This window comes from Variovorax sp. UC122_21, assembly GCF_044056785.1.
In the GTDB taxonomy this organism is placed as follows: domain Bacteria; phylum Pseudomonadota; class Gammaproteobacteria; order Burkholderiales; family Burkholderiaceae_C; genus Variovorax.
In genome coordinates, this window is record NZ_CP172004.1 from 6,079,742 (window position 1) to 6,106,036 (window position 26,295).

Genomic DNA, 26,295 nt, shown 5'->3' on the forward strand with positions numbered 1-26,295 from the left:
CGGTATCGTGCAATCTGCTGATGCGGCGGCCGGAGCCCGGGCGCACGGAAGCCACGCTCCGGCGGAGGCGAATCGTGGCGATCAGCTTGTCGTAGGTACGCATGGCGATGAAGAAGTGGGAGGCGAAAAAGACGAAACCCCGGAGGACGGGCCTGCCGGGGTTTTCAGTACCGGAAGGCGCAACGCCTTCCGAACGCGATCGAAGGCGATGTCAGGTGGCGGTGAGGCCGGCTTCGATGGCTTGGGTGAATTTCATGGTGGGGCGGATTGTGGGTGTGCTCTTCGATCAAGACAAGCCTTGTTGTCTGGCTTGTTGGTCGGATGCCACTTTACGGACTGGGACGGGCTCACGCCGACGGGGTACTCCCCTCCGCGAATGTCCCCCGCCTTCGGCTCCTCCTTTATTTCGCTGCGGGGAGTACCCCATCGACGTGAGCCTGGACACGGCCGTCGAACCGGCTGCACCACCGCTACGCCCACGTGCACAGGGCAGTGGGTGCTTCCCGCAGCGAAATCAAGGAGGAGGCCGCAGGCCGGGGGACATTCGCGGAGGGAAGTACCCGCTGTCCTGTGCACGCGCCCCAAGCCGTCATCGACAAAGAGCTACACGACCAGCCGATACCCCACCGCAGTCTCCGTCAGCAGATGCCGCGGCTGCGCCGGATCGTCCTCGAGCTTCTGCCGCAGATGCCCCATGTAGATCCGCAGGTAGTGGCTCTGGTCCGTGTGCGACGGTCCCCAGACCTCGCGCAGCAGCTGGCGCTGCGTCAGCACGCGCCCCGCGTTCGCGGCCAGCACCGACAGCAGCCGGTACTCGGTCGGCGTGAGATGCACCTCGGCACCCGCGCGGCGCACGATGCGCGCGGCGCGGTCGAGCTCGATCTCGCCGAAGCGGAACAGCGCCTCGGGCACCTCCTCGCTGCTGGCCGCGCGCGGGCGCCGCAGGTTGGCGCGCACGCGCGCGAGCAGTTCGCCGGTGCCGAAGGGCTTGGTCAGGTAGTCGTCGGCGCCGGCGTCGAGCGCGGCGATCTTGTCGGCCTCGTCGCTGCGCGCCGACAGCACGATGATCGGCACCGCCGACCAGCCGCGCACGTCGCGGATCAGCGAGACGCCGTCGCCGTCGGGCAGGCCCAGGTCGAGCACCAGCAGGTCGGGCTGGCGCGTGCCGGCCGCGGCGAGGCCATCGCGCAGCGTGCCGGCCTCGTGCACCAGCCAGCCCTCGGCCTCGAGCGCGCCGCGCACGAAGCGACGGATCTGCGGCTCGTCCTCGATCACGATGGCGGTGGGGGCTGGCATGGGGGTCAGAGCGGGGCTTCGGCCGGTTCGGGCGGCTCCCGGCGCGGGAGCGTGACCGTGAATTCTGCACCGCCGCCGCGCGCATTGGCGGCCACGATCTCGCCGCCATGGGCGCTCACCACCGCCTTGCAGATCGCCAGCCCCAACCCCACGCCCGGCGTGGCCGACTCGACCTCGCCGCGCGTGAACTTGTCGAACAGCTTCTGCTCATGGCCCAGCAGCGCCGCGGGCAGGCCCGGGCCGTGGTCGCGCACGCTCAGCACCAGCGTGCCGGGCTCGGCGCGCGCGCCCACCACGATCGGCGGCGCGCCGTACTTGGTGGCGTTCTCGAGCAGGTTCACCAGCACGCGCTCGATCAGCACCGCGTCGAACTCGACCAGCGGCAGCCCGGCATCGAGCGCGGTCTGGACCACGGTGGCACCGAGCGCCGTCGCGCGCCGCGCGGATGGCCGAGCCCACCACCTCCTCGACCGACTGCCAGTCGCGCCGCAGGTTGACCGCGCCGCCCGCGATGCCGCTCTCGAGCCGCGCCATGTCGAGCAGGTTGTTGACCAGCGCATGCAGCTCGTGCGCCTGCGCGACGATCGCGCGCGCCGCCTCGGCATGTTCTTCCGCCGGCAGGGTCTGCAGCGATTCGGCCAGCGCGATCAGCGCGGTCAGCGGCGTGCGCACGTCGTGCGAGATCGCGCCCAGCAGCGCGTTGCGCAGCCGCTCCGATTCGATCTCGACCACCGCCTGCTGCGCCACCTCGACGTAGTGCACGCGCTCGAGCGCGATCGCGATCTGCCGCGCCAGCGTGTCGAGCTGTTGCGCCTGCTCGGGGATCAGCAGCCAGCGCGGCTGCGCCGGTTCGAGCGCGAGCACGCCGCGCACGCGCATCGGCGCCTGCAGCGGCACGTAGTGCCAGGGTTGCGCGGCCAGGGTGGCGGTGGCGAGGCCCGCGCTCTGGCCATGGCGGAAGGCCCAGTCGGCCACCTGCGCGTCGAAGCCCGGCGGCGGATCGGCCGGCGCCACCAGCTGGTCGGCGGCATCGGTCACCAGCACCAGCGCATGGCCGCCGAAGTGGCCCTGCACCGCGGCCGCGCCGAGCGCGACCACCTGCGTGCTCTCGAGCGCGGCCGAGAGCTCGCGCGTGAGCTCGAACAGCGAGCGCGCGCGGCGCTCGCGGCTGGTCGACACGCCGGCCGCGAAGCGCAGCCCGGCCGTGAGCTGGCCCACCAGCAGGCCCACGCCCAGCATGATCGCGAAGGTCAGCACGTACTGCACGTCGCTGACCGCGAACGACAGCCGCGGCGGCACGAAGAAATAGTCGAAGGCCGCGACGTTGAGCAGCGCCGCCAGCGCCGAGGGCCCGCGCCCGAAGCGCATCGCCACGCCCACCACGCCGAGCAGGAACAGCATCACGATGTTCGACAGCTCGAGCACGCCGGTCAGCGGCGTGCACAGCAGCGTGAGCGCCACGCTGGTGGCCGCGGCCCAGGCATAGCCGGGCCAGTGGATCGGCGCCTTCTCGTGGTCGTCGCTGTCGATGCGCGCCCCCGCTCCCCCCAGCGGCGAGCGCGACAGCCGGCGCGCGCTGTCGGCGCGGCCCACCTCGAGGATGTCGAGCGCGGGCGCCAGCTGCGCGAGCGCGCGCGCCAGCGGCACCTGCGCCGCCATCCACAGGCGGCGCCAGCCGGTGGCCGGCTCGGCACGCCCGAGCACCAGCGTCGCGCAGTTGAGCCGGCGCGCCTGCTCGGCGAGCTGCTCGGCCACATCGGAACCGGTGAGCACCGCGGTGGCCGCGCCCAGTTCCTCGGCCAGCTTCAGCACCGCGAGGATGCGGTCGCGCTCGGCCGCGGCCAGCCGCTGCAGCCGCGGCGTCTCGACATACACCGCATGCCAGCGCACGTTGAGCTGGCCCGCGAGCCGCGCCGCGGTGCGCACCGTCTGCGCCGCGCCCTCGTGCGGACCCACGCACGCGAGGATCGCGCCCGAGGTGTTCCAGGCCTGCAGGCCGGTGCCCTTGCCGTTGCCGCCGGCGCCCGGGCCCGACTGCTCGATGCGCCAGCCGCGCACGTCGTCCTCCACGTGCTCGGCGGTGCGGCGCAGCGCGATCTCGCGCAGCGCGATCAGGTTGCCCTTGCGGAAGAAGTTCTGCGCCGCGCGCTCGGCCTGCTGCGGCAGGTAGACCTTGCCGGCCGCGAGCCGCGCCGTGAGCTCGTCGGGCGTGACGTCGACCAGCACCACTTCGTCGGCCTCGTCGAGCACCGAGTCGGGCACCGTCTCGTGCACCCGCACGCCGGTGATGGCGCCGACGGTGCCGTTGAGACTCTCGAGGTGCTGCACGTTGAGCGCCGACCAGACCTCGATGCCCGCGGCCAGCAGCTCCTGCACGTCCTGCCAGCGCTTGGCATGGCGCGAGCCCGGCGCGTTGGTGTGGGCCAGCTCGTCGACCAGCAGCACCGCGGGCCGGCGCGCCAGCGCGGCATCGAGGTCGAACTCGGCCAGCGTGCGGCCGCGGTAGGCGATCTCGCGCAGCGGCAGTGCATCGAGCCCCGCCAGCAGCGCGGCGGTCTCGCCGCGGCCGTGGGTCTCGACCACGCCGATCAGCAGGTCGCGCCCGGCCTTGCGCTCGCGCTGCGCGGCGCTCAGCATGGCCCAGGTCTTGCCCACGCCGGCGCTGGCGCCGAAGTAGATGCGCAGCTTGCCGCGCCGCGCACGTGCCTCGTCGCTGCGCAGCTGGGCGAGCAGCGCGTCGGGGTCGGGGCGGGACAGGTCGCTCATGCAAAGCGCAGGTTAGCGCATCGATTCACCGCGCGGAACCGTCCCTGCGCCGCGCGCGATGCTCGTGGCGCCGCGCGGTGCGCGACAGCACCAGCCAGGCGAAGCCCAGCGGCACGAACAGCGCCGCCAGCGCGAGCAGCGCATGGAGCCAGTCAGTGGCCATGGCGCGCTCCGTCATCGAGCCGGTTCAGCCCGAGCACCGCGGCGGCCACCACGACCCATAGCGCCAGCAAGGCGCTCATCACGACGATGTCCATGCATCACTCCTGCGATCCATCAAGAAGATGCTTCGCAGTCTCGGCAGATGCGTGTCAAAACGGGGGAAAGAGTCGGGGGGTCGGCCGTAAAGAAAGCGTAAAAACGCCCGCGCCGGCGGGGCGTTCAGCCGCCGCGCCGCAGCAGCTTGCCCGTGGACGAGGCGCGCGCGATCAGCCGGCCATCGACCGACCACAGGTCCGCCTCGAGGAACACCACGCTGCGACCCCAACGCAGGATGCGTGCCTCGGCCTCGAAGGTCGCGACGTCGGCCCGGTCGAGGAACGAGATCTTGAGCTCGAGGCTCGCGAGGCTGGCCGAGGCGTCCTTCGCGTTCACCGCGAAGGCCATCGCGCAATCGAGCCATGCCGTGACCAGGCCGCCCTGCACCACCGTGCCCTCGCTGTGCGCGAACTCGGGCCGCGCGGTGAAGCGCACGCGCGCGACGCCGGCTTCGGCATCGCTGTGCAGCAGCTGCGAAAAGCCGATGGTGTGCATCAGCGCGCTCGGGAATTTTTCGGTGTCCATGCGGGGATTTTCGCGTGGCCGGTGCGCGCGGCCGTGACGCCTCGGCGTCTCCCGGCGGTGCGTCAGCGGTGGAAGATGCAGCGCGCGGTCGCCATCATCCGCGGCTGCTTCGTCGCATTGACCGAGGGCGTGTGCAGCACGCGCATGTCCATCAGGAACACGTCGCCGGCGCGGCCGCACATCTCGACGATGGCCACGCCCTGCTCGCCCAGGCGGCGTTCCAGGTCCACCGGATCCTTGAGCAGCTCGCGCAGCGCGGGTTGCGAATCCGAAGCCGGCCGCCGCGTGTCGATGCGGTGCGAGCCCGCGAGCGCGAGCGTGGCGCCGCCATGGGGCGCCAGGTCGTCGATCAGGAAGAAGGCCTGCACGCCGGGTAGCGGGTCCTGCGGCCGCGCCGCGAGGTCCACATGCCAATTCAGGCCCTGCAGGGTCCAGTCGCCTTGCTGCGGCGGCGACAGCAACAGCTGCGTGCCTTGCGGGCCCGCCGCGGGCGGCGACGCGAGGCCGCCGAGCTGGCCAACGAGACCGAGCAGCGCCGGCGTGACCAGGGCTTCATGCAGGCCCGGGACATTCACCAGCGCCGAGAGCTTGCCGATCTGCTGGAACAGCGGCAGGCGCTGCACCGCGCTCATCCCGCCCTTGGCGCCGGCCAGGCGCTTGAGTTCGTCGCGCAGCTTCTGGCGCAGCGGAGCCATGCGGGGCTTCGGGTGGAAGCCTTCGAGGTGGAGACAGCCGTGGGTCCTGAAATGATCGATCTGCGTCGGGTTCATGGAAGCATTGGGAACAACTGCCGACAGTGGAACACGCCGGCGGCCCGGCGTCAGTCAGCCGAATCCACCACCTTCGGCCGCCACGCGATCACGCCCTGCGTGCGCGCGCGCACCTCGGGCGTCGCGAGGCAGGTGGCGACGGCCTCGTAGCCGGGTGCGCCTTCGAACGGCGCGACATAGGTCGGCGGGCTGTGGTTGGCCGGGCACAGCAGGATCGACTCGTGCGCGCCGACCGCCGCGAGATCGAGGAAGGCGCTCGAGCGCGTGAGCAGGAACAGCGGCCGCGCCTCGGCGCCGCGGCGGCGCAAGTGGGCGATCAGCGCTTCCTGGGTCGCATGGTCGAGGCCCTGCTCGACCATGTCGACGACGAGGGCGGCGGGGCCTTCGGCTTCGAGGCCGGCCAGCAGCGCGACCAGGGCTTCGGACCCGGTGGCGCCGTCCTCCACGAGCCAGGCCAGCGCGGCATCGACGCGCGATCGCAGGCCGGCGTCCTCGCGCAACCGCGTGGCGGTGGCATCGCCTTCGGCGCGGTCGAGCGGCAGGAAGACCGCGCCCGGCAGCCGCTCGGCGATGCGCAGCGCGAGCCGCGTCTTGCCGCTGCCCAGCGGGCCGACGATGTGGTTGATCGGGCGGATGTCGCTCAGCGCGAAGCGTTCGCCGCCCCAGGGCCAGGGCAGTTCGAACTCGAGCGCGAGTCGACCGGCGGGCTGCAGCAGAAGCGCGAGTTCGCCGGGCGCGGGCAGGCGTCCGCGCGCGAGTTCGTCGCGCAGGCCGCGCACCCTGTCCAGCGTGACATCGAGCTCCCGCGCCTTGGCTTCGAGCGCTGCCTGGTGCGCCGCCAGCGCCGGTGCCAGCCCTTGCGCATCGCCCTCGAGCACGCGCGCCACCTGCGCGAGGCTCAGGCCCAGCGCGCGCAACGCGACGATCTCGGCGGCACGCGCCATCTCGGCGGGGCCGTAGGAGCGCCAGCCCGCGGCCGTGCGCGCCGGCACGAGCAGGCCGCGCTGCTCGTACAGCCGCAGGGCCTTGGCGGACACGCCGAGCCGGCGCGCGGCCTCGGCCGGGTTCAGGAAACGGGGAGAAGGGGTCACGGAATCACCTCGGTGTTGCTGCGATGCCGTCTTTATCGAGGTGGCCGCAGGGGCCGGGTCAAGCATGGCGCGCGCAACGCACTCAAAGATCGCGCTGCAGCTGCCAGGCCTGGTACTTGAGGCTCGCCACCGCGCCCACGACGATGCCGAAGATCGCCGGCAGGCTCGCGAGGCTCAGCGTGGAGAGCGCGCTCAGGCCCTGGCCGATGGTGCAGCCCATGGCGGTGACGCCGCCGATGCCCATCAGCACGGCGCCGCCCAGGTGGTGCGCGAGGTCGCCGCTGCCGGCGAAGCCCTCCCAGCGGAACTCGCGCGTCCACAGCGCCTGCGCGGCGGCCCCCACGATCACGCCGGCCACCGAGGCGATGCCCAGGGTCAGCAGCTTGTTGGCGTCGCTGTAGAACATCAGCCAGTCGAGCGCATAGGCCACGGGCGTGACGAAGCTCAGCGCCTCGGCGCGGCCGGAGTTGGTGGCGAGGAACACGTGCTCGAGCGTGAGCGGATGTTCCTCGACCACGGCCCAGTGACCGCTGAGCCACCAGGCGGCCACCACCAGCGCGCCGATGGCGAGCCCGCCCGCGAGGCTGGCGCGCATCGCGCCGGCCCCAGGCGGCCCAGGCGATCAGCGCGCCGCCCGCGACCAGCCCGATCGCGAGCCGCAGCGGCGCGGCCTGCATGCGCAGCGCGCCGGCCAGCACCTCGGGCAGCGAGGCATTGACGGCCAGCTCCAGGTGCACCGCGTCGACGGTGGCCACGCGCAGCACGGCGGTGATGCCCTTGAGCGTGGCGAAGGCCGCGATGCCCATCACCAGCAGCACGACCAGCGCCTTGAGGCTGCCGCCGCCGACGCGCACCAGCGTCTTGTTGCCGCAGCCCGAGGCCAGCACCATGCCGAAGCCGAACAGCAGGCCGCCGGCCAGCGCCGAGAGCCAGAGGATGCGGTTCGATGCATAGAGCGTGCGGTCGGCATCGACCCAGCCCGCGAACACCAGCGCCGAGAAGCCGATCAGCGCGACACCGCCGGCCGCGGCCCATTGCCGCACGCGCGTCCAGTCGCCGAGGTTGACCACGTCGCTGATCGCGCCCATGGTGCAGAAGCGCGTGGCGCGCGCCACGGCGCCGAACACGGCCGAGAGCGCGAAGGCGGCCGCGAGCGCGAACGAGGTGAGGAGGGAGACCTGTTCGACAGACATGCGGCGATTCTAGGGAGCGCGGCGCGCGGCCACGCGCCCGCCGGCGGCCGTCAGGCCAGCCCCGGATTGGGCGCGACGTTCTTCAGCACCGGCGCCTCGGGCGCGCGCGCGGCCACCACCTTGCGCGACTTCAGCCAGGGCTCGATCACCTCCCACACGGGCTTGTTGCCGGCGCTGCGCGCCTCTTCGCTGACCGGCGCCCAGCCCGCGACCTTGTAGGTGCGGCCGGCCTCGATGGGCTTGCCGTCCAGGCGCATGTCCTGGATGCGCTGGCCCATCGCGGCCGTGGGATCGCAGGCGTACTGCAGGCCGCCCACGCGCACCATGTCGCCGCCCTGCTGGTAGTAGGGGTCGGGGTTGAACAGGTTGTCGCAGACGTCCTCGAGCACGGTCTTGAGCATCTCGCCGCTCATCGGCGTGACGGTGGCGTACGAGTAGGTGGTAGCGGTCATGTCCATCAGCCATTCGCGCGTGATGGGCTGGCCCGGCAGCAGCGAGGTGCCCCAGCGGAAGCCCGGCGAGAAGGCGATCGGCGCATCCTGCACCTCCATCAGCGCGTCGAGCAGCAGCTGGTCGCCGGTGCCGTTGAAGTTGCCGCGCCGGTACAGCGTGCCGTCGGTGTGGGCCAGGGTTTCGGACAGCTTCGCTTCGTAGGGCGCGCGGATGCGCGTGATCAGCGCGTCCATCTCGCGGTCGGCCGGGATCAGGTCGGAGAACACCGGCAGCAGGCGGTAGCGGAAGTCGCTGACCTTCTTGCCCTTGACCTCGAAATCGAGCACGCCGAGGAACTTGCCGTTGGAGCCGCCGTTGACCACGATGGTCTTTCCGCCGGCATTGCTCACCAGCGTGGGCATGGGCGTGCCGTCGTGCGTGTGGCCGCCGAGGATGGCGTCGACGCCGCGCACGCGGCTGGCCATCTTGAGATCGACGTCCATGCCGTTGTGCGAGAGCACGACCACCACCTGCGCGCCCTTGGCGCGCGCCTCGTCCACCACGCGCTGCAGGTTGTCGTCCTGGATGCCGAAGGTCCAGTCGGCCACCATGTAGCGCGGGTTGGCGATCGGCGTGTAGGGAAAGGCCTGGCCCACGATGGCGCAGGGCACGCCGTTGATCTCGCGCATGACGTAGGGCTTGAAGACCGGGTCGCCGAAGTCGGCGGTCTTGACGTTCTGCGCGACGAACTCGACGCGGCCCGCGAAGTCCTTGTCGATGATCTCCTTCACGCGCTCCATGCCGTAGGTGAACTCCCAGTGGCCGGTCATCACGTCGACGCCGAGCAGCTTGCAGGCATCGACCATGTCCTGCGCCTGGGTCCACAGCGAGGTGGCCGAGCCCTGCCAGGTGTCGCCGCCGTCGAGCAGCAGCGCACCGGGCCGGCTGGCCTTGAGCTGCTTCACCAGGGTGGCGAGGTGCGCGAAGCCGCCGACCTTGCCGTAGCGCTGCGCCGCGCGGTCGAAGTCGAGGTGCGTGAGCGCATGCGCCACGCGCGTGCCGGGCGCGACGCCCGCGGCCTTGAGCAGCTGCTCGCCGACCAGGTGCGGCACCTTGCCGCGCATGCTGCCCAGGCCGATGTTCACGCTCGGTTCGCGGAAGTACAGCGGCTTGAGCTGCGCATGGCAGTCGGTCATGTGCAGCAGCGACACGTTGCCGAAGCGCGGCAGCGCGTACATCGCATCGACGGCACCGGCCGCACTGGCGCCGTCGTGGCGCCCCAGGCCCAGGCCGGCCACGCTGCCGGCGCCCAGCAGTTGCAGGAACTCGCGCTTGGAAAGGTTCATGGAAGCGGCGGGCCTTCTGCGTCTATCGGTTGACCGGCGACTGCGGATCGAGCAGCAGCCCCATCACGTCGCGGATCTGCGCTTCGTCGAGGATGCCCGAATGGCCGACGCGCGGCATGTTCGAGCAGGCGTTGTAGGCGCGCGCGTTCCAGAGCTTGCCCCAGGTGTAGTCGACGATCGGCTTCGAGGCCGCGGCCGCGGGGTCGCTCACGCCGCGCAGCTTGCCGTACTGGTAGAGGCTCGGGCCGAGGGTGCCGAAGGAGATCTCCTCCTTCGACATCTGGTGGCAGTTGTAGCAGTTGCCGCCGTTGGCCGGGCCCTTGGCGGAGGCGGCCGCGTCGGTCCAGGTCAGGCCGCGCCCGTTCTGAGCGATCTTCTCGCCCTCGCGCCAGTCGCCGACGAACCGGCCGTCGGCGGGCCAGCGGATGGTCTTCATGTTGGCCGCCTCGATCTCCCTGGCGGTCTTCTCGTCGAGCGGCTTGCCGCTGGCGTCGGCCTCGCTGCAGGCGCGGTTGGCCGGGTCCTGCACGAGGCGGTCGACCTTGGCGATGCCCTGGTCGCGGAACGAACTCTTGAGGGCCTCGGCCGTGTAGCGGTCGATGTCGGCCGCGCTGTCGGCGCTCGCGCAGCCGAACAGGGCCAGCGCGCAGGCGACCGCGACGGCGCCCAGGATGTGGTCGGCATTCATGTCGCGTTCCTTCAGCGCTTGATGGCCGGGGCCGTGGTCTTCACGCCCTTGCCGTTGACGCCCATGTACACGGCCAGCGCGATGGTCACGTCGCTGGCATAGCCCGGGTAGGGAAAGCGCTGCTGTCGGAAGCAGTCGTTGAGCCGCCGCTGCATGCCCCAGAGCTCGCCCGAGGACACGCGGTAGGCCGGCCAGGCACCGAAGCCGTCGCCGGCGCCGGGGCTCTTCGTGAGGTTCGGCAGGTCCTGCAGCCGGATGCGCTTGTCGTCGGCGCCGTGGCAGGTGGCGCAGGCGAAGTCGTGCGGGCCGGCGCGCAGGAAGAACAGGCGCTTGCCCACCTCGTAGGCGCGGCGCTCGCTCGCATGCGACTGCGGCAGGTTCAGCGCCATGCCCTTCGACTCGGCCGAGATCCACGCCACCAGCGCCTCGAGGTTCTTCTGCTCGCCGCTGCCGAACGGCGTCTTCGCGATCTCGGCGGCATCGAAGCCCTGCAGGGTCTGCATGCAGGTCAAGAGGCGCGACTCCATGTCCTGCACGCGGCCGGTGTCGGCGAAGTGGCGCGGCAGCTCGGCGAACGCGCCCTTGACCACGCCCGGGCCCTTGCCGAGGTCGCACTTCTCGAGCGAGGCGCCCTTGGGCCCGCGCTTCTGCTTCCAGAGGTCCTCGCCCTTGGCCTCGAACAGCTCGGCCGGGTTGCCGTCCTGCAGCAGCGCGCGGTACTCGGCGATGCCTTCGGCGGTGGTCTTCTGCGCGGCGGCGTGCAGCGACAGGCTGCCCGCCAGCAGCAGCAGGCACGAAAGTGGGATCTTGCGCATGGCGACCGCCTAGCTGACGGTGGCTTCGTCGGTGCGGGTGTCGCCGCGGTTGTCCTTCCAGGTCACCGAGATCTTGTCGCCCGCCTTCGCGCCCTTGAGCGTGAACTGCATGAACGGATTCTTCGAGACCGCGGGGCCCCAGTCGGCCGTGAGCACGGTCTTGCCGTTGAGCGAGGCCGTGACCTCCTGGATGAACCAGGCCGGGATGGTCTTGCCCGCGGCGTCCTTGCGCTGGCCGGTTTCCATCTCGTGCGCCATCAGGATGCGAACGGTCGTCTTGTCGCCCGCGGCCTGGGCGCGGATGCGCATGGGATCTGCCATGGTGGGTCTCCTTCTCTCGTTGTTTCTTCGTGGGGGTCGGCGCGCGTCAGCCGCCGCAGCCGCCCAGCGTGACCTTGACTTCCTTCTTCGCGAACAGCGCCTTGCCGTCGTTCATGACGGCGATCGCGTACACGTCGGAGGACTGGCCCAGCTTGGCGCGCGTGGTGAAGTTCGCCTCGACGAACTCCGAGGTGTTGAAGATCGCGACCACCGCGTTCGGGTTCTTCTCGACCAGCAGCATCAGCTGCTTCACGCCGGCCAGCGAGGTCGCGACGCTCAGCGGCACCACGGCGCCGTTCTCGGCGATGTCGGGACCGGTGATCGTGACCTCCTTGCTCTCGGTGGGCGTGCCCGCGCCGATGGCCTTGAGCGCATCGGCCACGCTCTTGGCCTCGAAGGCCTCCTTGGTGTAGGCCAGCGCGCTGGCCGGCAGCCAGGCGCCGGTGGCGGCGAGGCCCGCGAGCGCGGCGGACTGCTGGAGGATCTGTCTGCGGTTCTTCATGGCTTGTCTCCTGTCGAATCGATGGTGGGCCGGGTGCGCCGTTGCAATGTCATGGCCCGGCGCTTTCGGCGAGCCAGCGCGCGACGGCCCTGGCATCGTCGTCGCCGATGGTCTGCGGCGGCATCGGGATCGCACCCCATACGCCGCTGCCGCCGCTCTTGATCTTCTCGAGCAGGTGGTCGACCTGGCCCGGGTATTTCTTCGCGATGTCGGAGAAGGCGGGGCCGACGAGCTTCTGCGTCATGCCGTGGCAGGCGGTGCAGCTGTTCTTCTCGAGCACGGCGAGCGGGGCCTTCGAGGTGGGCGCGGCGGCGGCCGGCGCACCGGTCTTCGCGGCCGGCGCGGTGTCGATGCCGCGCTGCGGACCCACCAGCCGGTTCTGCTCGGCGAGGTTGCCGTGGCTGCCGCGCGCATGCGGCGGCAGCTGCGACACGGTCTGCGTGGCCGGCACGCAGTCGCGCATGCAGGCGACCGCCGCCACGTCGGGTTTCGCCGCGCGGCCGAACTCGTTGCCGGGCCACATCGCATGCGCGGTGGTCGTGCCGTTGCGGTTCGGCATGCGCGCCTGCACCTCGCGGATGTTGCGGTCCGACAGCGTGAAGTCGTCGGGCACGATGCCGCCGAGGTTCAGCATGTAGGCGGTGACGGCGAACACGTCGTCGGGCGTCAGCGACTTGGGCTGGTTCCACGGCATGGCGCGGTAGACGTAGTCCCAGACGGTCGAGAGGCTCGCCACCTTCATCAGCGTGGTGCGGCCCGGGAACGCCGGGTCCTTGAGCCGCGCGACGTGGCCGGTCTTGATGTCCTCGGCCGTGGTGCCGCCGACGATGGGGCTGAACACCTGGTTCGATTCGCCGAACACGCCGTGGCACGAGGCGCACTTGCCCTCCCAGATGTCCTGGCCGCGCGCGACCGAGCCCGAGCCCTTGGGCAGGCCCTTGAAGTCGGGGCGCACGTCGATGTCCCAGGCCGCCACTTCCTTCGGCGTGGCGTCGCGCCCGATGCCCGGGTAGGCGGCCTTCGGCTGCGCCCAAGTCGCGACGCAGACGCCGCAGCCCGCGAGCGCCAGCAGCGCGCGCAGCACGATGCGGCTAGCCGAGCTGGACATTCGCCACCTCCCCGCTCGCCTGCACCTGCCAGGACTGGATCGCGTTGTTGTGATAGATCGAGCGGGTGCCGCGCACCGCGCGCAGCTGGCGGTAGCCGGGCTGCACGTAGCCGGTGTCGTCCATCGCGCGGCTCTGGATGATCGCGGGCGAACCGTCCCACACCCAGTCGATGTTGAAGCGCGTGAGGCACTTCGAGAGCACCGGCGACTCGAGCCGCGCGCTGCGCCAGTTGCGTCCGCCGTCCACGCTGACGTCGACGCGCTTCACCTTGCCGCGCCCCGACCAGGCCAGGCCGGTGATGTTGTAGAAGCCCTTGTCCAGCAGCGTCTGCCCGCCCGAGGGCGTGGTCACCACGCTCTTGCATTCCTGCACGCTGGTGTACTGGCGGTGCTGGCCGTCGGGCATCAGGTCGACGTAGTGCACCGTCTCGTCCTTGGTGCCGTAGGGCATGTCGCCGAGCTCGATGCGGCGCAGGTACTTGACCCAGCTCACGCCCTGCACGCCCGGCACCACCAGCCGCAGCGGATAGCCCTGCTCGGGCCGCAGCATCTCGCCGTTCTGGCCGTAGGCCACCAGCACCTCGCCCGAGCGCACCAGGCTCATCGGGATGGTGCGCGTCATCGAGGAGCCGTCGGCGCCCTCGGCCAGCACGAAGCGCTCGCCCTTCAAGTCGGCGCCGGCCATCTCGAGCAGCGTGATCAGCGGCACGCCCGTGAACTCGCTGCACGACAGCATGCCGTGCGTGTACTGCGCGGTGGGCACGGCGACATTGCCCCATTCCATGCCGGTGTTGGCGCCGCACTCGATGAAGTGGAAGCGCGAGACCGAGGGCAGCCGCATGAGCTCGTCGAGCGTGAAGACCTTGGCGGCCTTCACGAGGCCGTTGATCATCAGGCGGTGCTTCGACGGATCGATGTCCCACCAGCCCTGGTGATGGCGCTCGAAGTGCAGGCCGCTGGGCGTGACGATGCCGAACAGCGACTGCAGCGGCGCGAACGAGACCGAGGCCTGCGCGGTCGGCGTGAGGCCGGGGCTCTGGCGGCGCTGCACGTTGGCCTCGTACTTCGAGGGCTTGCCGTAGCCGTCGGTGACCACGGGCTGGCCGAGGCCGGTGCTGTGCGCGGGCAGCTGGAGGATCGCGGGATCGCCATCGGCCTGCGCGAGCGCCGACGTTGCCGCGCCGCCCGCGACGGCGGCCGCGAAGGCACCGCGGATGAAATCGCGCCGGCCCTTGCGCGCTTCCGAGAACACGGTGCGCACGCCCTGCGCGTCGACGAAGTTCTCGGGCGCCTTGCGCACCTGGCCGGGCTGCTGGATGTTGCTCATCGCAGGCCTTCGCAACCGCCTACTTGGCGCCGCCCAGCACCCAGGCGGCCAGCGACTTCGCGTCGGCCTCGCTCAGCGCGGGCTGGCCCGGCATCGGCACCGGGCCCCACTTGCCGCTGCTGCCCTTCTGGATGCTCGCGGTGAGCACGGCCAGTGCATCGGACTGGCCCGCGTACTTCTTCGCGACGTCCTGGTAGGCGGGGCCCACGAGCTTCTTGTCGGTCGCGTGGCAGGCGAGGCAGGCGTTCTTCTGGGCCAGCTCCTTACTCGCATGCGCCTGGACGCAGATCAGCAATGCGGCGGCGACCGCGAGCGACGGCAACAACTTCAATTTCGTCTCCTCGAAACTCGCATCGAAGCTGCCAGTTTCATCGTTAAATAAGTAAATCGTTATGTATTGATTTTAGGAGTCCGGGCGTCGATGGGAAGGGCTTCGTGCCTGGGGGAAACCCGCTCGGCACGCCCATGCATAACGCTAGCTCTCGATCACGCGCGCACGGCCGCGCGGGCCTGGTTCAACCGCTGCTCGAGGTAGGCGCCATAGAAATCCGAGGCCCCGCCCGCGAGCCGCTCGGCGACCTCGCGCGCGCCGCGGCCGAAGAACAGCAGCGTGGGCGCGACCGCGATGCCCCAGGCCGCGAGCATGGCCTCGTGCGTGCGCGGCGCGCCGTCGAAGTCGCGTACCGCGCGGCGGTCGCGCAGGTCGATCTGCACCACGGGCAGGCCCGTCGCCAGCTCGGGCATCAGGTAGTGCTCGCGCACGATGCGGCAGAAGGGACAGCCGCGCAGGCTGGCCATCACGACCAGCGGCTGCGAACGCGCGAGCGCACTGGCGAGTGCATCGGCCAGCGAGTCCGGCGCGGGCAGCGCCGACTCGGCGGCATGCGCCAGGGGCCAGGCGCACGACAGCGCGATGCCCGCGAGAGCCTGGCGCCGCGTCGGGCCGCGTGCATTCATCGCGCCTCCTGCTCCATCAGCAGGTAGGTGTTGTAGGCATTCATGCGGTTCGCGGCCTTGAACAGCGGCATGGCTTCGTAGCGCGACCAGTCGGTGGCCGCATAGGCTTCCTCGAAGGGCGTCATGTCGGCCGCGGCCTTGCGCATCGACTCGCGCAGGAACACGAGGTAGTCGCGCGTGAGCTGCAGGTCCTGCTTCGGATCGGAAGAAGCCGGACCGTGGCCCGGCACGATGGTGCGCGCATCGAGCGCGAGCAGCGCATCGAGCGCCGCGATCCAGTGGCGGCTGTCGGCCGTGCCCACGTAGGGAATGCGGTTGCGGAACACCACGTCGCCCGAGAACAGCACCTGCTGTTGCGGCAGGTAGATCGCGAGGTCCTCGGGCGTGTGGGCCGGGCCCGCGGGCTGGATCACGAAGCGCGTGCCGCCGATCGTCATCTCGGTGCGGCCCTCGAGCCAGTCATCGGCCGGCACCAGCCGCGTGTTCTCGTCGATCCACGGCGCGAGGTCCTTGCGCGAGGCCTCCAGGCGCAACCGCGCCGCGTCGGAGTACAGGTAGGTCTTGGCCAGCGCATGCGCGATCACCTGCGCGCCCAGCGCCTTGAACACCTGCAGGCCGTAGATGTGGTCGGCGTGGTAGTGCGTGAGGATCACATGGCTGATCGGCTTGGGCGTGATGCGGCGGATCTCCTGCACCAGCCGTTCGGCCGCGGCCGGCGAACCGAGCGCATCGATCAGCACCACGCTGTCGCGCGTGACGACGAAGCCCGCGTTCGAGATGAAGTTCTGGTTCTCGGCCGAGCCCAGGGCCGGCACGCCCTGCACGTAGTAGACATCGGGCGCGACGGCGCGCGGCGCGATGTCGGGCGCGACGGCGCGCGGCGCGATGTCGGGCGCGGCGGCCGCGCTCGCCATGAAGAGGCCGAAGGCCAGCGGCAACAGCGCGCGAAGAAGCGCGCGAAGAAGCGCGCGAAGAAGGAGCGGAAACATCGTGGCGTCTCTCTTTTTCATCGTCGCGCGATGCATCGCCGCGCGACTCCGGACTTGCCCGGCTGTAAATATAAGTAGAAGATGATATTTTGAGGGCTACAACAACAACCGAGGGTTTCCCCATGAGACAGGCATTCATCGCGTTCCTTCTCGCCATCGCGGCTTCGTTCGCCGGCGCGCAGCAGGTGGTCAAGGCGGTCTATCACGTCAACACCGGCGTCGAGACCAGCGCGGCCATCCTCGCCAACATCACGAACCATCTCAACGCCGACCCGAAGGCGAAGATCGTGGTGGTGACGCACGGGCCCGGCATCGACTTCCTGCTGAGCGACGCGAAGGACAGCAAGGGCCGCGAGTTCAGCGGCCCGGTGAGCGCGCTGGCCGCGCGCGGCGTGGTGTTCGACGTCTGCAACAACACGCTGAGCACGCGCAACATCGACGCGGGCCGGCTGCTGATGGAAGCGAAGGTGGTGCCCTCGGGCGTGGCCGAGGTGGCGCGGCTGCAGGCGCAGGAAGGCTACGTCTACCTGAAGCCCTGAGGGCGGCGGCCCGGCGCGGGCCTCAGGCCTGCTCGATGGCGATCTGCACGCAGATGCTGCGGCACAGCGCCACCACGGTCTCGTTCGCGATGCTGTAGTAGATGCTCACGCCCTCGCGGCGCCGCGCGAGCACGCCCGCCTGGTAGAGGGTGTTGAGGTGCTGCGACATGTTGGGCTGCGTGGTGTCGATCTCGGCCAGCAGCTCGCTCACGTTCTTCTCGCCGTTGCACAGCTGGCTGACGATCTTCAGCCGCATGGGCGCGGCCATGGCCCGGAACAGCTCGGCAGCGATGTCGAAGACCTCGTCCTCGGTGACGGCCGCGGGCTTTTTTCGGGACTTGGTGGCCATGCTGAAAGATTCTTGAGCAGGCCGCAATGTACATCGGCCCCCGGCTCCGCGCGCAATGCACGGCCGCCGCGCCGGTGAATCGCGCGCGCCGCGCGCGTCACAAACCGCCCCCGTGGCCCGTCTTCGAAGCAGCGGCATGTGCCGCTCGACTTTCGGAGATTCCCTCATGCACGACACGACCCGGATAGCCCGCCTTCATCGAGGGCATTGCTTTCCTTTATTCGACAGGCCCGCGCGAGCCCGCCAATAATCCAAGCACTTTCTTTGATTAATAACGGTAAGATCATGAACGCACGATCAAGGGCCTGGCTCGGCGCCGGCCTCGCGGCAGTGGTGGTGGGAGGGGCCGGCTACGGCCTCGTGGCCAAATCGAAGGCGGCCGACGGCGGCGGTGGCGGCATGCCGCCGGCGCAGGTGGCGGTGGCCGTCGCGCGGCAGACCGAACTGCCGCGCTTCCTCGGCGGCATCGGCACGCTCGAGGCGAACCGGCAGGTCGAGGTGCCGGCCGAGGCGGAGGGGCGGATCGCGAAGATCCTCTTCACCGCGGGTGCCGAGGTGCGCGCGGGCCAGCTGCTGGTGCAGCTCAACGACGCGCCCGAGCAGGGCGACCTCGAACGGCTGCAGGCGCAGCGCGCCGAATGCCAGGGCGCTGCTCGAGCGCACGAGCCGGCTGCTGCCGCAGCAGGCTGCCACGCAGGAGCAGCTCGACCAGGCGCAGGCCGGCTACGACCAGGCCAGCGGCGAGCTGCGTCGGCTGCAGGCGCAGATCGCCCAGAAGCGCATCGTGGCGCCCTTCGACGGCCGGCTGGGCCTGCGCAAGGTCAACCTCGGGCAGTTCGTGCGGGCCGGCGATGCGCTGGTCTCGCTGACCGACGCCCGCACCCTGCTCGCGACCATCACCCTGCCCGAGGCCGCCCTGCCCGCGCTCCAGCGCAACCAGCAGGTGCTGCTCAACGTCGACGCCTGGCCCGGCCGCGCCTTCCAGGCCCGGCTCAGCGCGATCGAGCCGCAGATCGGCAGCGACACGCGCACCGTGCGGCTGCAGGCCGCGATCGACAACGCCGACGGCGCGCTCGCGCCCGGCATGTACGTGAGCGCGCGCGTGGCGCTGCCGCCGCGCGCCGATGCCATCACCGTGCCCGAGACCGCCCTCACCTACAGCACGCACGGCGACTCGGTCTACGTGGTGCGCCCGGCCGACAAGGGTGAGGGCTTCGTGGTGCAGCAGCTGTTCGTGACGGCCGGCGACCGGCAGGACGGCCAGGTGGTGATCGAGAAGGGCCTCCAGGCCGGCGAGCGCGTCGTGACCTCGGGCCAGCTGCGCCTGTACGGCGGCGCCGCGGTGCAGCCGATGGACAAGGACACGCTGGCCGCGCAGGAGCGCAAGTCATGAGGTTCACCGACCTGTTCGTGCGCCGGCCCGTGCTGGCGCTGGTGGTGAGCACGCTGATCCTGCTGCTGGGTGCGCGCGCCCTCGGCTCGCTGCCGGTGCGCCAGTACCCGCTGACCGAGAGCACCACGCTGACCATCACCACCCAGTACCCGGGCGCCTCGCCCGAGCTGATGCAGGGCTTCGTCACGCAGCCGATCGCGCAGGCGGTGGCCACGATCGAGAACGTCGACTACCTGTCGTCCTCGTCCACGCTGGGCCGCAGCGTGATCACCGTGCGCATGAAGCTCAACGCCGACGCCAACCAGGCGCTCACGCAGGCGATGGCGCAGGTGAGCCAGGTCAAGTACCGGCTGCCGCAGGAGGCCTTCGACCCGGTGATCCTCAAGTCATCGGGCGAGGCCACGGCCGTGGCCTACGTGGGCTTCTCGAGCAAGACCATGGGCGTGCCCGCGCTCACCGACTACCTCTCGCGCGTGGTGCAGCCGCAGTTCGCGTCGATCGAGGGCGTGTCGGGCGTGGAGGTCTCGGGCGGCCAGACGCTGGCGATGCGCGTGTGGCTCGACGCCAACCGCATGGCCGCGCGCGGCATCTCGGCCGGCGAGCTGGCCGACGCGCTGCGCCAGAACAACGTGCAGGCGGCGCCCGGGCAGGTCAAGGGCCTGTACGTGGTGTCGAACATCCGCGTCAACACCGACCTGGTGAACGTGGCCGAGTTCCGCGACATGGTGATCAAGCGCGAGGGCGATGCATTGGTGCGCCTGGGCGACGTGGCCACGGTCGAGCTCGGCGCGGCGAGCGCCGACGTCAGCGCGATGATGGACGGCGACAAGGCCATCTACCTCGGCCTGCAGGCCGCGCCCAACGGCAACCCGCTGGTGATCGTGAAGCGCATCCGCGAACTGCTGCCCGGCATCAAGCAGAACCTGCCCGCGGGCGTGGAGGTGCAGCTGCCGTTCGAGCTCGCGCGCTTCATCGAGGCCTCGATCGACGAGGTGCGCCACACGCTGCTCGAGGCGGTGGTGATCGTGGTGCTGGTGATCTTCCTGTGCCTGGGCTCGGTGCGCGCGGTGCTGATCCCGGTGGTGACGATTCCGCTGTCGATGCTGGGTGCCGCGGCGCTGATGCTGGTGTTCGGCTTCTCGATCAACCTGCTCACCCTGCTGGCGATGGTGCTGGCGATCGGGCTGGTGGTGGACGACGCGATCGTGGTGGTGGAGAACGTGCACCGCCACATCGAGGAAGGCAAGTCGCGCGTGCAGGCCGCGCTGATCGGCGCGCGCGAGGTGGCCGGCCCGGTGATCGCGATGACGCTCACGCTGGCCGCGGTCTACGCGCCGATCGGCCTGATGGGCGGGCTCACCGGTTCGCTGTTCAAGGAATTCGCTTTCACGCTCGCGGGCGCGGTGGTGGTGTCGGGCGTGATCGCGCTCACGCTGTCGCCGGTGATGAGCTCCTTCCTGCTGCCGCAGGACGCCACCGGCACGCGCATGGCGCGGCTGGCCGAGGGCTTCTTCCACCGCCTGGCCACCGGCTACGGCCGCGTGCTCGACGTGTCGCTGCGCCACCGCTGGGTGACGGGCGCGCTGGCCGCGGTGGTTCTGGTGAGCCTGCCCTTCCTCTACAACGCCGCGCAGCGCGAGCTCGCGCCCGGCGAGGACCAGGCCATGGTGCTGACCGCGATCAAGTCGCCGCAGCACGCCAACATCGACTACGTCGAGAAGTTCGGCAAGAAGTGGGACGACGTGTTCGCCGCGCTGCCCGAGAACACCGGCCGCTGGCTGATCAACGGCTCCGACGGCGTGTCGAACTCGATCGGCGGCGTGCAGCTGTCGGACTGGAAGGACCGCCAGCGCAACGCCGACCAGATCCAGCACGAGGTGCAGGGCAGCATGGGCGCGGTGGAAGGCAGCAACATCTTCGCCTTCCAGCTGCCCTCGCTGCCGGGCTCCACCGGCGGGCTGCCGGTGCAGATGGTGATCCGCAGCCCGGGCGACCACCGCAGCGTGTTCGAGGCCATGGAGGCGCTCAAGAAGGCGGCGCGCGAGAGCGGCAAGTTCGCCGTGGTCGACAGCGACCTCGAGTTCAACAACCCGGTGGTCGAGGTGCGCGTGGACCGCGCCAAGGCCAACAGCCTGGGCGTGACCATGAAGTCCATCGGCGACACGCTGGCCGTGCTGGTGGGCGAGAACTACGTCAACCGCTTCGGCATGGACGGCCGCTCCTACGACGTGATCCCGCAGACGCCGCGCGAGCAGCGGCTGACGGCCGAGGCGCTGTCGCGCTACTTCGTGAAGAGCGCGAGCGGCCAGCCGGTGCCGCTGGCCAACCTGGTGCAGCTGTCGACCAGCGTGGGCCCGAACAAGCTCACGCAGTTCAACCAGCTCAACGCCGCCACCTTCCAGGCCATTCCGATGCCCGGCGTGACCATGGGCGACGCGGTGGCCTTCCTGAGCGCCGAGGCGAAGAAGCTGCCGGCCGGCTTCAGCTACGACTGGCAGTCCGACGCGCGCCAGTTCACGCAGGAAGGCTCGGCGCTGGTGCTGGCCTTCGTGTTCGCGATCGTCGTGATCTACCTGGTGCTGGCCGCGCAGTACGAGAGCCTGCGCGACCCGCTGATCATCCTGGTCAGCGTGCCGATGTCGATCTGCGGCGCGCTGGTGCCGCTGGCGCTGGGCTTCGCGACCATCAACATCTACACCCAGATCGGGCTGGTGACGCTGATCGGGCTGATCAGCAAGCACGGCATCCTGATGGTGGAGTTCGCCAACGAGATCCAGATGCGCAAGGGCCTCGACCGCCGCGCCTCGATCGAGGAGGCCGCGCGCATCCGCCTGCGGCCGATCCTGATGACCACGGCCGCGATGGTGGTGGGCCTGGTGCCGCTGCTGTTCGCAAGCGGTGCCGGTGCCAACAGCCGCTTCAGCATCGGGCTGGTGATCGTGGTCGGCATGCTGGTGGGCACGCTGTTCACGCTGTTCGTGCTGCCGACGATGTACACGCTGCTGGCGCGCGACCATCGCACCGCGGGGCAGTCGAAGCGCGCGGCGGAGCTCGCGGCGCTGGAGGACGGACCCGCCGCGCCGGCCACGGCGGGCGGCCACGCATGACGCACCGGAGAACGACCATGAAGGCCTTGACCCTTTCCCTGTCGACGCTGGCCACGGCGCTGCTGCTGGCCGGCTGCGCGGTCGGCCCGCGCTACGCGGCGCCCGAGACCTCGCCGGTGACGATCGCCGCGCCCGAGCGCCACCTGTTCGCGCCCGACGCGGTGCAGCGCGACTGGTGGCGCCAGCTCGAGGATGCGCAGCTCGACGCGCTGATCGAGCGCGCGTTGGCCGCCAACCACGACATCCGCATCGCGCAGGCGCGGCTGCTCGAAGCGCGCGCCGTGCAGGACGAGGCCGAGCTCGACCGCTGGCCCACCGTGACGATGGGTGCGAGCAAGACCCGCAGCATCGCGCAGGGCAACGGCGTGCCGGCCGAGGCCCGCACGCTGGCCGAGAGCAGCCGCCTCGGCTTCGACGCCGGCTGGGAGATCGACCTGTTCGGCCGCCTGCGCCGGCTCGACGAGGCCGCCAGCGCGCGCGCCGAGGCGCAGGCCGCAGACCTCGAGCAGGCGCGCATCGTGGTGGTGGCCGAGCTCGCGCGCAACTACTACGAGATGCGCGGCGCCGAGCAGCGGCTCGCGGTGACGCAGCGCACGCTGCAGAGCCTGCGCGACAGCCTGCGCGTGACCGAGGCCCAGGTCGGCATCGGCCGCGGACTCGCGGGCGACCTCGCGAGCGCGCGCGCCAACCTCGCGAGCACCGAGGCCCAGCTGCCGCTGTTCGAGACCGCGCGCCGCCAGGCCGCGCACCGCGTGGCGGTGCTCGCGGCGCTGCAGCCGGCCGAGCTCGAGCCGATGCTCGCGCCGCGGCCGCTGCAGGTGCTCGCCAAGCGGCTGCCGGTGGGCGACCTCGGCGACCTGCTGCGCCGCCGGCCCGACGTGCTGCGCGCCGAGCGCGGCCTGGCCGCGAGCACGGCCGACGTGGGCGCGGCCACGGCCACGCTGTATCCGCGGCTCGACATCGGCGGCTTCCTCGGCTTCGTCGCGCTGCGCGGCTCGGACCTGGGCAGCGGCTCGAGCCGCGCCTTCAGCCTCACGCCGGGCCTGAGCTGGCCCGCGCTGCGGCTGGGCTCGGTGCGCGCGCAACTGCGGGGCGCGCAGGCCCGCGCGCAGGGCGAACGCGCGGCCTACGAGCAGACCGTGCTGCGCGCCATCGAGGACGTGGAGAACGCCCTCACCGGCTACGGCCAGAACCAGCAGCGGCTGCAAAGCCTGGTGCGGGCCTCGGAACAGAGCGCGCGCGCGGCCGAGCTGGCCGCGGTGCGCTACCGCGAAGGCGCCGCGCCCTATCTGTCGGTGCTCGACGCGCAGCGCACGCTGCTGCGCGCGCAGGATGCGGTGGCCGAGGCCGAGACCGCCTCGTACACCAGCCTGGTCGCGCTCTACAAGGCCGTGGGCGGCGGCTGGCAGGCGCCCGATGCCCAGGGGCTTTCGGGCGTTTCCGCGAAGGATGCCCCAAGCACCTGACAATGCACGGGTTGCCGCCTTTCCGTTCCGCTCCCCACGAAGACCGCGCCATGTCCGCCAACGACACCGCCGACGCCAAGCCCGCCTGGACCCCGCACCAGCCGGCCGACCGCATCCTCTCGACGCTCAAGACCCGCGGCGCGCTCGGCATTCCCGACATCGCCAAGGTGCTGCAGGTCACGGTGGAGGCGGTGCGCCAGCAGATGGCCAAGCTGCAGGCCGAGGGCCTGGTCGACGCCGAGAGCCGCAGCGCCGGACGCGGCCGGCCGACGCAGATCTGGCGGCTCACGGCGCAGGGCCACGCGCGCTTTCCCGACACGCATGCCGAGATGACGGTGCAGATGATCAGCGCCGTGATCCAGGTGTTCGGCGAGAAGGGCATGGACCAGCTGATCGGCGCGCGCGAAGAGGCCATGCGCGCCAGCTACCGCGAGGCCCTGCGCGGCGCGCGCGGCATCGCCGCGCGGCTGGAGCGGCTGGCCGAGGTGCGCAGCCGCGAGGGCTACATGGCCGAGTACCGCGCCGACGACGAAGGCGAGGGCTTCCTCTTCATCGAGAACCACTGCCCCATCTGCACCGCGGCGCGCGCCTGCACGGGCTTCTGCCGCAGCGAGCTGCAGCTCTTCGACGAGGTGCTCGGGCCCGACGTGGCCGTGAGCCGCGTCGAGCACGTGCTCGCGGGCGCGCGGCGCTGCGCGTACCGCGTCGTTCCCAAGACGGGCAAGGGCGCCGGCTGAGCGCCCGGCCCGCTTCATTTTATTTTTATCAACCAGAAGGACCCCACGATGGAACACACCCTGCCTCCCCTGCCCTACGCCCTCGACGCGCTGGCGCCCGAGTACTCGAAGGAGACCCTCGAGTACCACTACGGCAAGCATCACAACGCCTACGTGGTGAACCTCAACAACCTGCAGAAGGGCACCGAGTTCGAGTCGATGACGCTCGAAGAGATCGTCAAGAAGTCCAGCGGCGGCATCTACAACAACGCCGCCCAGATCTGGAACCACACCTTCTTCTGGAACTGCATGAAGCCGCAAGGCGGTGGCGCTCCGAGCGGCGCGCTGGCCAAGGCCATCGATGCCAAGTGGGGCAGCTACGACGCCTTCAAGGAAGCCTTCGTGAAGTCGGCCGTGGGCAACTTCGGCTCGGGCTGGACCTGGCTGGTGAAGAAGGCCGACGGCAGCGTGGACATCGTGAACACCGGCGCCGCCGGCACGCCGCTGACGACCGCCGACACGGCGCTCTTGACGGTCGACGTCTGGGAGCACGCCTACTACATCGACTACCGCAACCTGCGTCCCAAGTTCGTCGAGACCTTCCTGGCCAAGCTGGTCAACTGGGGCTTCGCCGAAAAGAACTTCGGCTGATCGACCCCGGGTCGATCGGGTTCGGGGCGTGCCCGCGAGGCCCCCGAACCCCTGCTTCAGCGCCGCGCGGCCACGCTGCGCGCCAGCAGGCAGAGGATCTCGTACATCAGCGTGGCACCGAGCAGCGCGGTGCTGCCCGAGGGGTCGTAGGGCGGCGACACCTCGACCACGTCCCCGCCCACGAAGTCCAGCCCGTCGAGGCCGCGCAGCAGGCCCAGCGTCTCGCGCGTGGTCATGCCGCCGATCTCGGGCGTGCCGGTGCCCGGCGCGAACACCGGGTCCAGGCCATCGACATCGAGCGACAGGTAGGTGGGCCCGTCGCCGACGATGCGCCGCGCCTCCTGCACGATCGCCTCGACGCCCCTGGCCTCGAACTCCTCGATGAAGACCACGCGCATGCCGCTGTCGAGCGAGTAGCGCCAGCCCTGGTCGGAGTTCTGCGCACCGCGGATGCCGATCTGGATGGTGCGCTTCGGGGTCGAGCAGCCCGGCCTCGACCGCGCGGCGGAACGGCGAGCCATGGCTGAACTTGGAACCGAGGAAGTCGTCCCAGGTGTCGGTGTGCGCATCGATGTGCACCATGCCCAGCGGCCGGCGCGGCTGCATCGCCTGGAACACCGGGAAGGTGATCGAGTGGTCGCCGCCCGCGGCCAGCACCGTCTTGCCGGCCGCGAACAAGGGCTCGAAGAAGCGGCGGATGTCCTCGTGCGAACGCTCGAGGTGGAACACGTCGGTGAACGGCACGTCGCCCACGTCGGCCACGCGGCAGGCCTCGAAGGGATTGAAGCCGGTGACGTGGTGGATGGCGCGCGTCATCGACGACATGTTGCGGATCTCGCGCGGGCCGTAGCGCGCGCCGGGACGCGCCGTCACGCCGCCGTCGAAGGGCACGCCGGCCAGGGCGATGTCGAAGTCCTCGAGGCGCTGCGCGAAGGGCACGCGCATGAAGGTCGGGATGCCGCTGTAGCGCGGCAGCGTCTGCATGGCGGTGTCTGTGTGCATGGCGGGAACGGGTTCAGAACGTGGCCGGGGTGTTGGTCCACAGCACCCGGGTCTGAGTCTTGCCGGGATTGCGGTAGCTGTGCGGCACGTCGCTGGAGAAATAGAAGGAGTCGCCGGCCGAGAGCCGGTAGACCTCGTCGCCCAGGCGCAGCTCGAACTCGCCCTCGATCACGTAGCCCATTTCCTCGCCGACGTGCGCGATCTGCTCCAGGCTCTCGGCCTTGGGCTCGAGCACGTGGATGTCGGCCTGCAGCAGCTGGCCGCGGATCGGCACGATCACGCGCTCGAGCTTCACGCCGCGCTTCTTGCCGCGCAGGCCGGTGAACTCGATCACGGGGCGTTCGGAGGCGCGCGTCACCGGCGACATGGGCGGCGCGAACGAGGCCGTGAGCTCGGCGACGTTGGTGTCGAGCGCACGCGCGAGGCGGTGCAGGTTGGCCAGCGAGGGCATGACCTGGCCGCGCTCGACGCGCGACAGCAGGCTTTCGGAACAGCCGGCGGCATCGGCGAGCGCCTTCAGCGTGAGACTTCGCACCATGCGCGCATGCTTGAGCCGCGGGCCCAGCGCCGACAGCGCGAGGTCCGGGTCTGCGTCCACCGGTGCCGGCGAGGCGGCGGCGGCAGCAGCGGGAATGGCGGTGGTCTTCTTGGCAGTGCGCATGGCGTCGAGTCGTCAGTGGGCCGGCGG

Annotated in this window: 22 protein-coding genes and 4 pseudogenes; 6 read left to right on the forward strand and 20 right to left on the reverse strand. The window is 70.8% G+C overall.

Going from position 1 to position 26,295, the window contains the following annotated elements:
- Positions 1 to 603: 603 nt before the first annotated feature.
- The 17 genes and pseudogenes from kdpE to ACHMXE_RS41470 all read right to left on the reverse strand — a co-directional run bounded on the left by kdpE (position 604) and on the right by ACHMXE_RS41470 (position 16,384).
- Positions 604 to 1,296, reverse strand: a complete 693-nt coding sequence (gene kdpE / locus ACHMXE_RS41390; protein ID WP_093355193.1) for a two-component system response regulator KdpE — start codon at positions 1,294 to 1,296, stop codon at positions 604 to 606.
- A 5-nt stretch (positions 1,297 to 1,301) separates the two neighbouring features.
- Positions 1,302 to 4,062, reverse strand: a pseudogene (locus ACHMXE_RS41395) (DUF4118 domain-containing protein).
- A gap of 25 nt (positions 4,063 to 4,087) precedes the next feature.
- Positions 4,088 to 4,225 (reverse strand): hypothetical protein, encoded by a 138-nt coding sequence (locus tag ACHMXE_RS41400; protein WP_203203853.1) that lies wholly within the window; start codon positions 4,223 to 4,225, stop codon positions 4,088 to 4,090.
- Positions 4,226 to 4,443: 218 nt separating this feature from the next.
- Positions 4,444 to 4,845 carry a PaaI family thioesterase gene (locus ACHMXE_RS41405; protein WP_395349291.1) on the reverse strand — a complete coding sequence of 134 codons (402 nt, stop codon included), beginning with the start codon at positions 4,843 to 4,845 and terminating at the stop codon, positions 4,444 to 4,446.
- 62 nt (positions 4,846 to 4,907) lie between these two features.
- A complete protein-coding gene (locus tag ACHMXE_RS41410; protein ID WP_395349293.1) occupies positions 4,908 to 5,615 on the reverse strand; it encodes a phytanoyl-CoA dioxygenase family protein in 708 nt (235 codons plus the stop codon).
- A gap of 50 nt (positions 5,616 to 5,665) precedes the next feature.
- Positions 5,666 to 6,706 carry a MerR family transcriptional regulator gene (locus ACHMXE_RS41415; protein ID WP_395349294.1) on the reverse strand — a complete coding sequence of 347 codons (1,041 nt, stop codon included), beginning with the start codon at positions 6,704 to 6,706 and terminating at the stop codon, positions 5,666 to 5,668.
- Positions 6,707 to 6,788: 82 nt separating this feature from the next.
- Positions 6,789 to 7,899: pseudogene (locus ACHMXE_RS41420) on the reverse strand (YeeE/YedE family protein).
- A 50-nt stretch (positions 7,900 to 7,949) separates the two neighbouring features.
- Positions 7,950 to 9,677 (reverse strand): thiosulfohydrolase SoxB, encoded by a 1,728-nt coding sequence (gene soxB, locus ACHMXE_RS41425; protein ID WP_395349296.1) that lies wholly within the window; start codon positions 9,675 to 9,677, stop codon positions 7,950 to 7,952.
- Positions 9,678 to 9,699: 22 nt separating this feature from the next.
- Positions 9,700 to 10,365 carry a sulfur oxidation c-type cytochrome SoxX gene (soxX, locus tag ACHMXE_RS41430; RefSeq protein ID WP_395349297.1) on the reverse strand — a complete coding sequence of 222 codons (666 nt, stop codon included), beginning with the start codon at positions 10,363 to 10,365 and terminating at the stop codon, positions 9,700 to 9,702.
- A gap of 11 nt (positions 10,366 to 10,376) precedes the next feature.
- A complete protein-coding gene (gene soxA / locus ACHMXE_RS41435; protein ID WP_203203846.1) occupies positions 10,377 to 11,180 on the reverse strand; it encodes a sulfur oxidation c-type cytochrome SoxA in 804 nt (267 codons plus the stop codon).
- Positions 11,181 to 11,189: 9 nt separating this feature from the next.
- Positions 11,190 to 11,501: a thiosulfate oxidation carrier complex protein SoxZ gene (gene soxZ, locus ACHMXE_RS41440; RefSeq protein WP_172705585.1), complete on the reverse strand. Its 312-nt coding sequence runs from the start codon at positions 11,499 to 11,501 to the stop codon at positions 11,190 to 11,192.
- Positions 11,502 to 11,547: 46 nt separating this feature from the next.
- Entirely contained in the window at positions 11,548 to 12,003 is a 456-nt protein-coding gene (soxY, locus tag ACHMXE_RS41445) for a thiosulfate oxidation carrier protein SoxY (RefSeq protein ID WP_093355161.1), read from the reverse strand.
- Positions 12,004 to 12,052: 49 nt separating this feature from the next.
- The gene (locus tag ACHMXE_RS41450) at positions 12,053 to 13,111 is read right to left on the reverse strand and encodes a c-type cytochrome (RefSeq protein ID WP_395349299.1); all 1,059 of its coding nucleotides are present in this window, start codon (positions 13,109 to 13,111) and stop codon (positions 12,053 to 12,055) included.
- A complete protein-coding gene (gene soxC, locus ACHMXE_RS41455; RefSeq protein ID WP_395349300.1) occupies positions 13,095 to 14,438 on the reverse strand; it encodes a sulfite dehydrogenase in 1,344 nt (447 codons plus the stop codon). Before soxC ends, ACHMXE_RS41450 begins: the two co-directional genes overlap by 17 nt.
- A 19-nt stretch (positions 14,439 to 14,457) precedes the next feature.
- Positions 14,458 to 14,769, reverse strand: a complete 312-nt coding sequence (locus ACHMXE_RS41460) for a c-type cytochrome (protein WP_093355153.1) — start codon at positions 14,767 to 14,769, stop codon at positions 14,458 to 14,460.
- 155 nt (positions 14,770 to 14,924) lie between these two features.
- Complete coding sequence (locus tag ACHMXE_RS41465) at positions 14,925 to 15,395, reverse strand: hypothetical protein (protein WP_395349301.1); 471 nt, start codon at positions 15,393 to 15,395, stop codon at positions 14,925 to 14,927.
- Positions 15,392 to 16,384, reverse strand: coding sequence for an MBL fold metallo-hydrolase (locus ACHMXE_RS41470; protein ID WP_395349302.1), 993 nt, complete (start codon positions 16,382 to 16,384; stop codon positions 15,392 to 15,394). Before ACHMXE_RS41470 ends, ACHMXE_RS41465 begins: the two co-directional genes overlap by 4 nt.
- Before the next feature lie 122 nt (positions 16,385 to 16,506).
- On the opposite strand from ACHMXE_RS41470, the gene ACHMXE_RS41475 reads away from it, so the two are divergent.
- On the forward strand, positions 16,507 to 16,923 hold the full coding sequence (locus ACHMXE_RS41475) for a DsrE family protein (RefSeq protein WP_057593584.1): 417 nt from the start codon (positions 16,507 to 16,509) through the stop codon (positions 16,921 to 16,923).
- Positions 16,924 to 16,945: 22 nt separating this feature from the next.
- On the opposite strand, the gene ACHMXE_RS41480 is transcribed toward ACHMXE_RS41475, so the two are convergent.
- Positions 16,946 to 17,272: a helix-turn-helix domain-containing protein gene (locus ACHMXE_RS41480; protein ID WP_209540528.1), complete on the reverse strand. Its 327-nt coding sequence runs from the start codon at positions 17,270 to 17,272 to the stop codon at positions 16,946 to 16,948.
- A 285-nt stretch (positions 17,273 to 17,557) separates the two neighbouring features.
- Between ACHMXE_RS41480 and ACHMXE_RS41485 the strand changes: the two are divergent.
- The 5 genes and pseudogenes from ACHMXE_RS41485 to ACHMXE_RS41505 all read left to right on the forward strand — a co-directional run bounded on the left by ACHMXE_RS41485 (position 17,558) and on the right by ACHMXE_RS41505 (position 24,605).
- Positions 17,558 to 18,665: pseudogene (locus ACHMXE_RS41485) on the forward strand (efflux RND transporter periplasmic adaptor subunit).
- A complete protein-coding gene (locus ACHMXE_RS41490) occupies positions 18,662 to 21,772 on the forward strand; it encodes a MexW/MexI family multidrug efflux RND transporter permease subunit (RefSeq protein ID WP_395349304.1) in 3,111 nt (1,036 codons plus the stop codon). The pseudogene ACHMXE_RS41485 and the gene ACHMXE_RS41490 overlap by 4 nt, the downstream one beginning before the upstream one ends.
- Positions 21,769 to 23,238, forward strand: a complete 1,470-nt coding sequence (locus ACHMXE_RS41495) for an efflux transporter outer membrane subunit (RefSeq protein WP_395349306.1) — start codon at positions 21,769 to 21,771, stop codon at positions 23,236 to 23,238. The genes ACHMXE_RS41490 and ACHMXE_RS41495 overlap by 4 nt, the downstream gene beginning before the upstream one ends.
- A gap of 50 nt (positions 23,239 to 23,288) precedes the next feature.
- On the forward strand, positions 23,289 to 23,975 hold the full coding sequence (locus ACHMXE_RS41500) for a metalloregulator ArsR/SmtB family transcription factor (protein ID WP_203203838.1): 687 nt from the start codon (positions 23,289 to 23,291) through the stop codon (positions 23,973 to 23,975).
- Between the two features lie 48 nt (positions 23,976 to 24,023).
- Complete coding sequence (locus tag ACHMXE_RS41505) at positions 24,024 to 24,605, forward strand: superoxide dismutase (RefSeq protein WP_395349307.1); 582 nt, start codon at positions 24,024 to 24,026, stop codon at positions 24,603 to 24,605.
- A 56-nt stretch (positions 24,606 to 24,661) separates the two neighbouring features.
- On the opposite strand, the pseudogene speB reads toward ACHMXE_RS41505, so the two are convergent.
- Together speB and ACHMXE_RS41515 are read right to left on the reverse strand one after the other, a co-directional pair.
- Positions 24,662 to 25,607, reverse strand: a pseudogene (gene speB / locus ACHMXE_RS41510) (agmatinase).
- A 13-nt stretch (positions 25,608 to 25,620) separates the two neighbouring features.
- The gene (locus tag ACHMXE_RS41515) at positions 25,621 to 26,268 is read right to left on the reverse strand and encodes a cupin domain-containing protein (protein ID WP_296775473.1); all 648 of its coding nucleotides are present in this window, start codon (positions 26,266 to 26,268) and stop codon (positions 25,621 to 25,623) included.
- Positions 26,269 to 26,295: the final 27 nt, after the last annotated feature.

What these genes read in the sequence shown, in the direction of transcription:
- ACHMXE_RS41470 (WP_395349302.1), bottom strand. Translation starts at nt 16,384, where the DNA reads ATGTTTCCGCTCCTTCTTCGCGCGCTTCTTCGCGCGCTTCTTCGCGCG.
- ACHMXE_RS41475 (WP_057593584.1), top strand. Translation starts at nt 16,507, where the DNA reads ATGAGACAGGCATTCATCGCGTTCCTTCTCGCCATCGCGGCTTCGTTC.
- ACHMXE_RS41505 (WP_395349307.1), top strand. Translation starts at nt 24,024, where the DNA reads ATGGAACACACCCTGCCTCCCCTGCCCTACGCCCTCGACGCGCTGGCG.
- ACHMXE_RS41465 (WP_395349301.1), bottom strand. Translation starts at nt 15,395, where the DNA reads ATGAATGCACGCGGCCCGACGCGGCGCCAGGCTCTCGCGGGCATCGCG.
- ACHMXE_RS41480 (WP_209540528.1), bottom strand. Translation starts at nt 17,272, where the DNA reads ATGGCCACCAAGTCCCGAAAAAAGCCCGCGGCCGTCACCGAGGACGAG.
- soxB (WP_395349296.1), bottom strand. Translation starts at nt 9,677, where the DNA reads ATGAACCTTTCCAAGCGCGAGTTCCTGCAACTGCTGGGCGCCGGCAGC.
- ACHMXE_RS41515 (WP_296775473.1), bottom strand. Translation starts at nt 26,268, where the DNA reads ATGCGCACTGCCAAGAAGACCACCGCCATTCCCGCTGCTGCCGCCGCC.
- ACHMXE_RS41495 (WP_395349306.1), top strand. Translation starts at nt 21,769, where the DNA reads ATGACGCACCGGAGAACGACCATGAAGGCCTTGACCCTTTCCCTGTCG.
- soxC (WP_395349300.1), bottom strand. Translation starts at nt 14,438, where the DNA reads ATGAGCAACATCCAGCAGCCCGGCCAGGTGCGCAAGGCGCCCGAGAAC.
- ACHMXE_RS41410 (WP_395349293.1), bottom strand. Translation starts at nt 5,615, where the DNA reads ATGAACCCGACGCAGATCGATCATTTCAGGACCCACGGCTGTCTCCAC.
- ACHMXE_RS41500 (WP_203203838.1), top strand. Translation starts at nt 23,289, where the DNA reads ATGTCCGCCAACGACACCGCCGACGCCAAGCCCGCCTGGACCCCGCAC.
- kdpE (WP_093355193.1), bottom strand. Translation starts at nt 1,296, where the DNA reads ATGCCAGCCCCCACCGCCATCGTGATCGAGGACGAGCCGCAGATCCGT.
- soxZ (WP_172705585.1), bottom strand. Translation starts at nt 11,501, where the DNA reads ATGGCAGATCCCATGCGCATCCGCGCCCAGGCCGCGGGCGACAAGACG.
- soxY (WP_093355161.1), bottom strand. Translation starts at nt 12,003, where the DNA reads ATGAAGAACCGCAGACAGATCCTCCAGCAGTCCGCCGCGCTCGCGGGC.
- ACHMXE_RS41405 (WP_395349291.1), bottom strand. Translation starts at nt 4,845, where the DNA reads ATGGACACCGAAAAATTCCCGAGCGCGCTGATGCACACCATCGGCTTT.
- ACHMXE_RS41450 (WP_395349299.1), bottom strand. Translation starts at nt 13,111, where the DNA reads ATGTCCAGCTCGGCTAGCCGCATCGTGCTGCGCGCGCTGCTGGCGCTC.
- ACHMXE_RS41400 (WP_203203853.1), bottom strand. Translation starts at nt 4,225, where the DNA reads ATGGCCACTGACTGGCTCCATGCGCTGCTCGCGCTGGCGGCGCTGTTC.
- soxX (WP_395349297.1), bottom strand. Translation starts at nt 10,365, where the DNA reads ATGAATGCCGACCACATCCTGGGCGCCGTCGCGGTCGCCTGCGCGCTG.
- ACHMXE_RS41490 (WP_395349304.1), top strand. Translation starts at nt 18,662, where the DNA reads ATGAGGTTCACCGACCTGTTCGTGCGCCGGCCCGTGCTGGCGCTGGTG.
- soxA (WP_203203846.1), bottom strand. Translation starts at nt 11,180, where the DNA reads ATGCGCAAGATCCCACTTTCGTGCCTGCTGCTGCTGGCGGGCAGCCTG.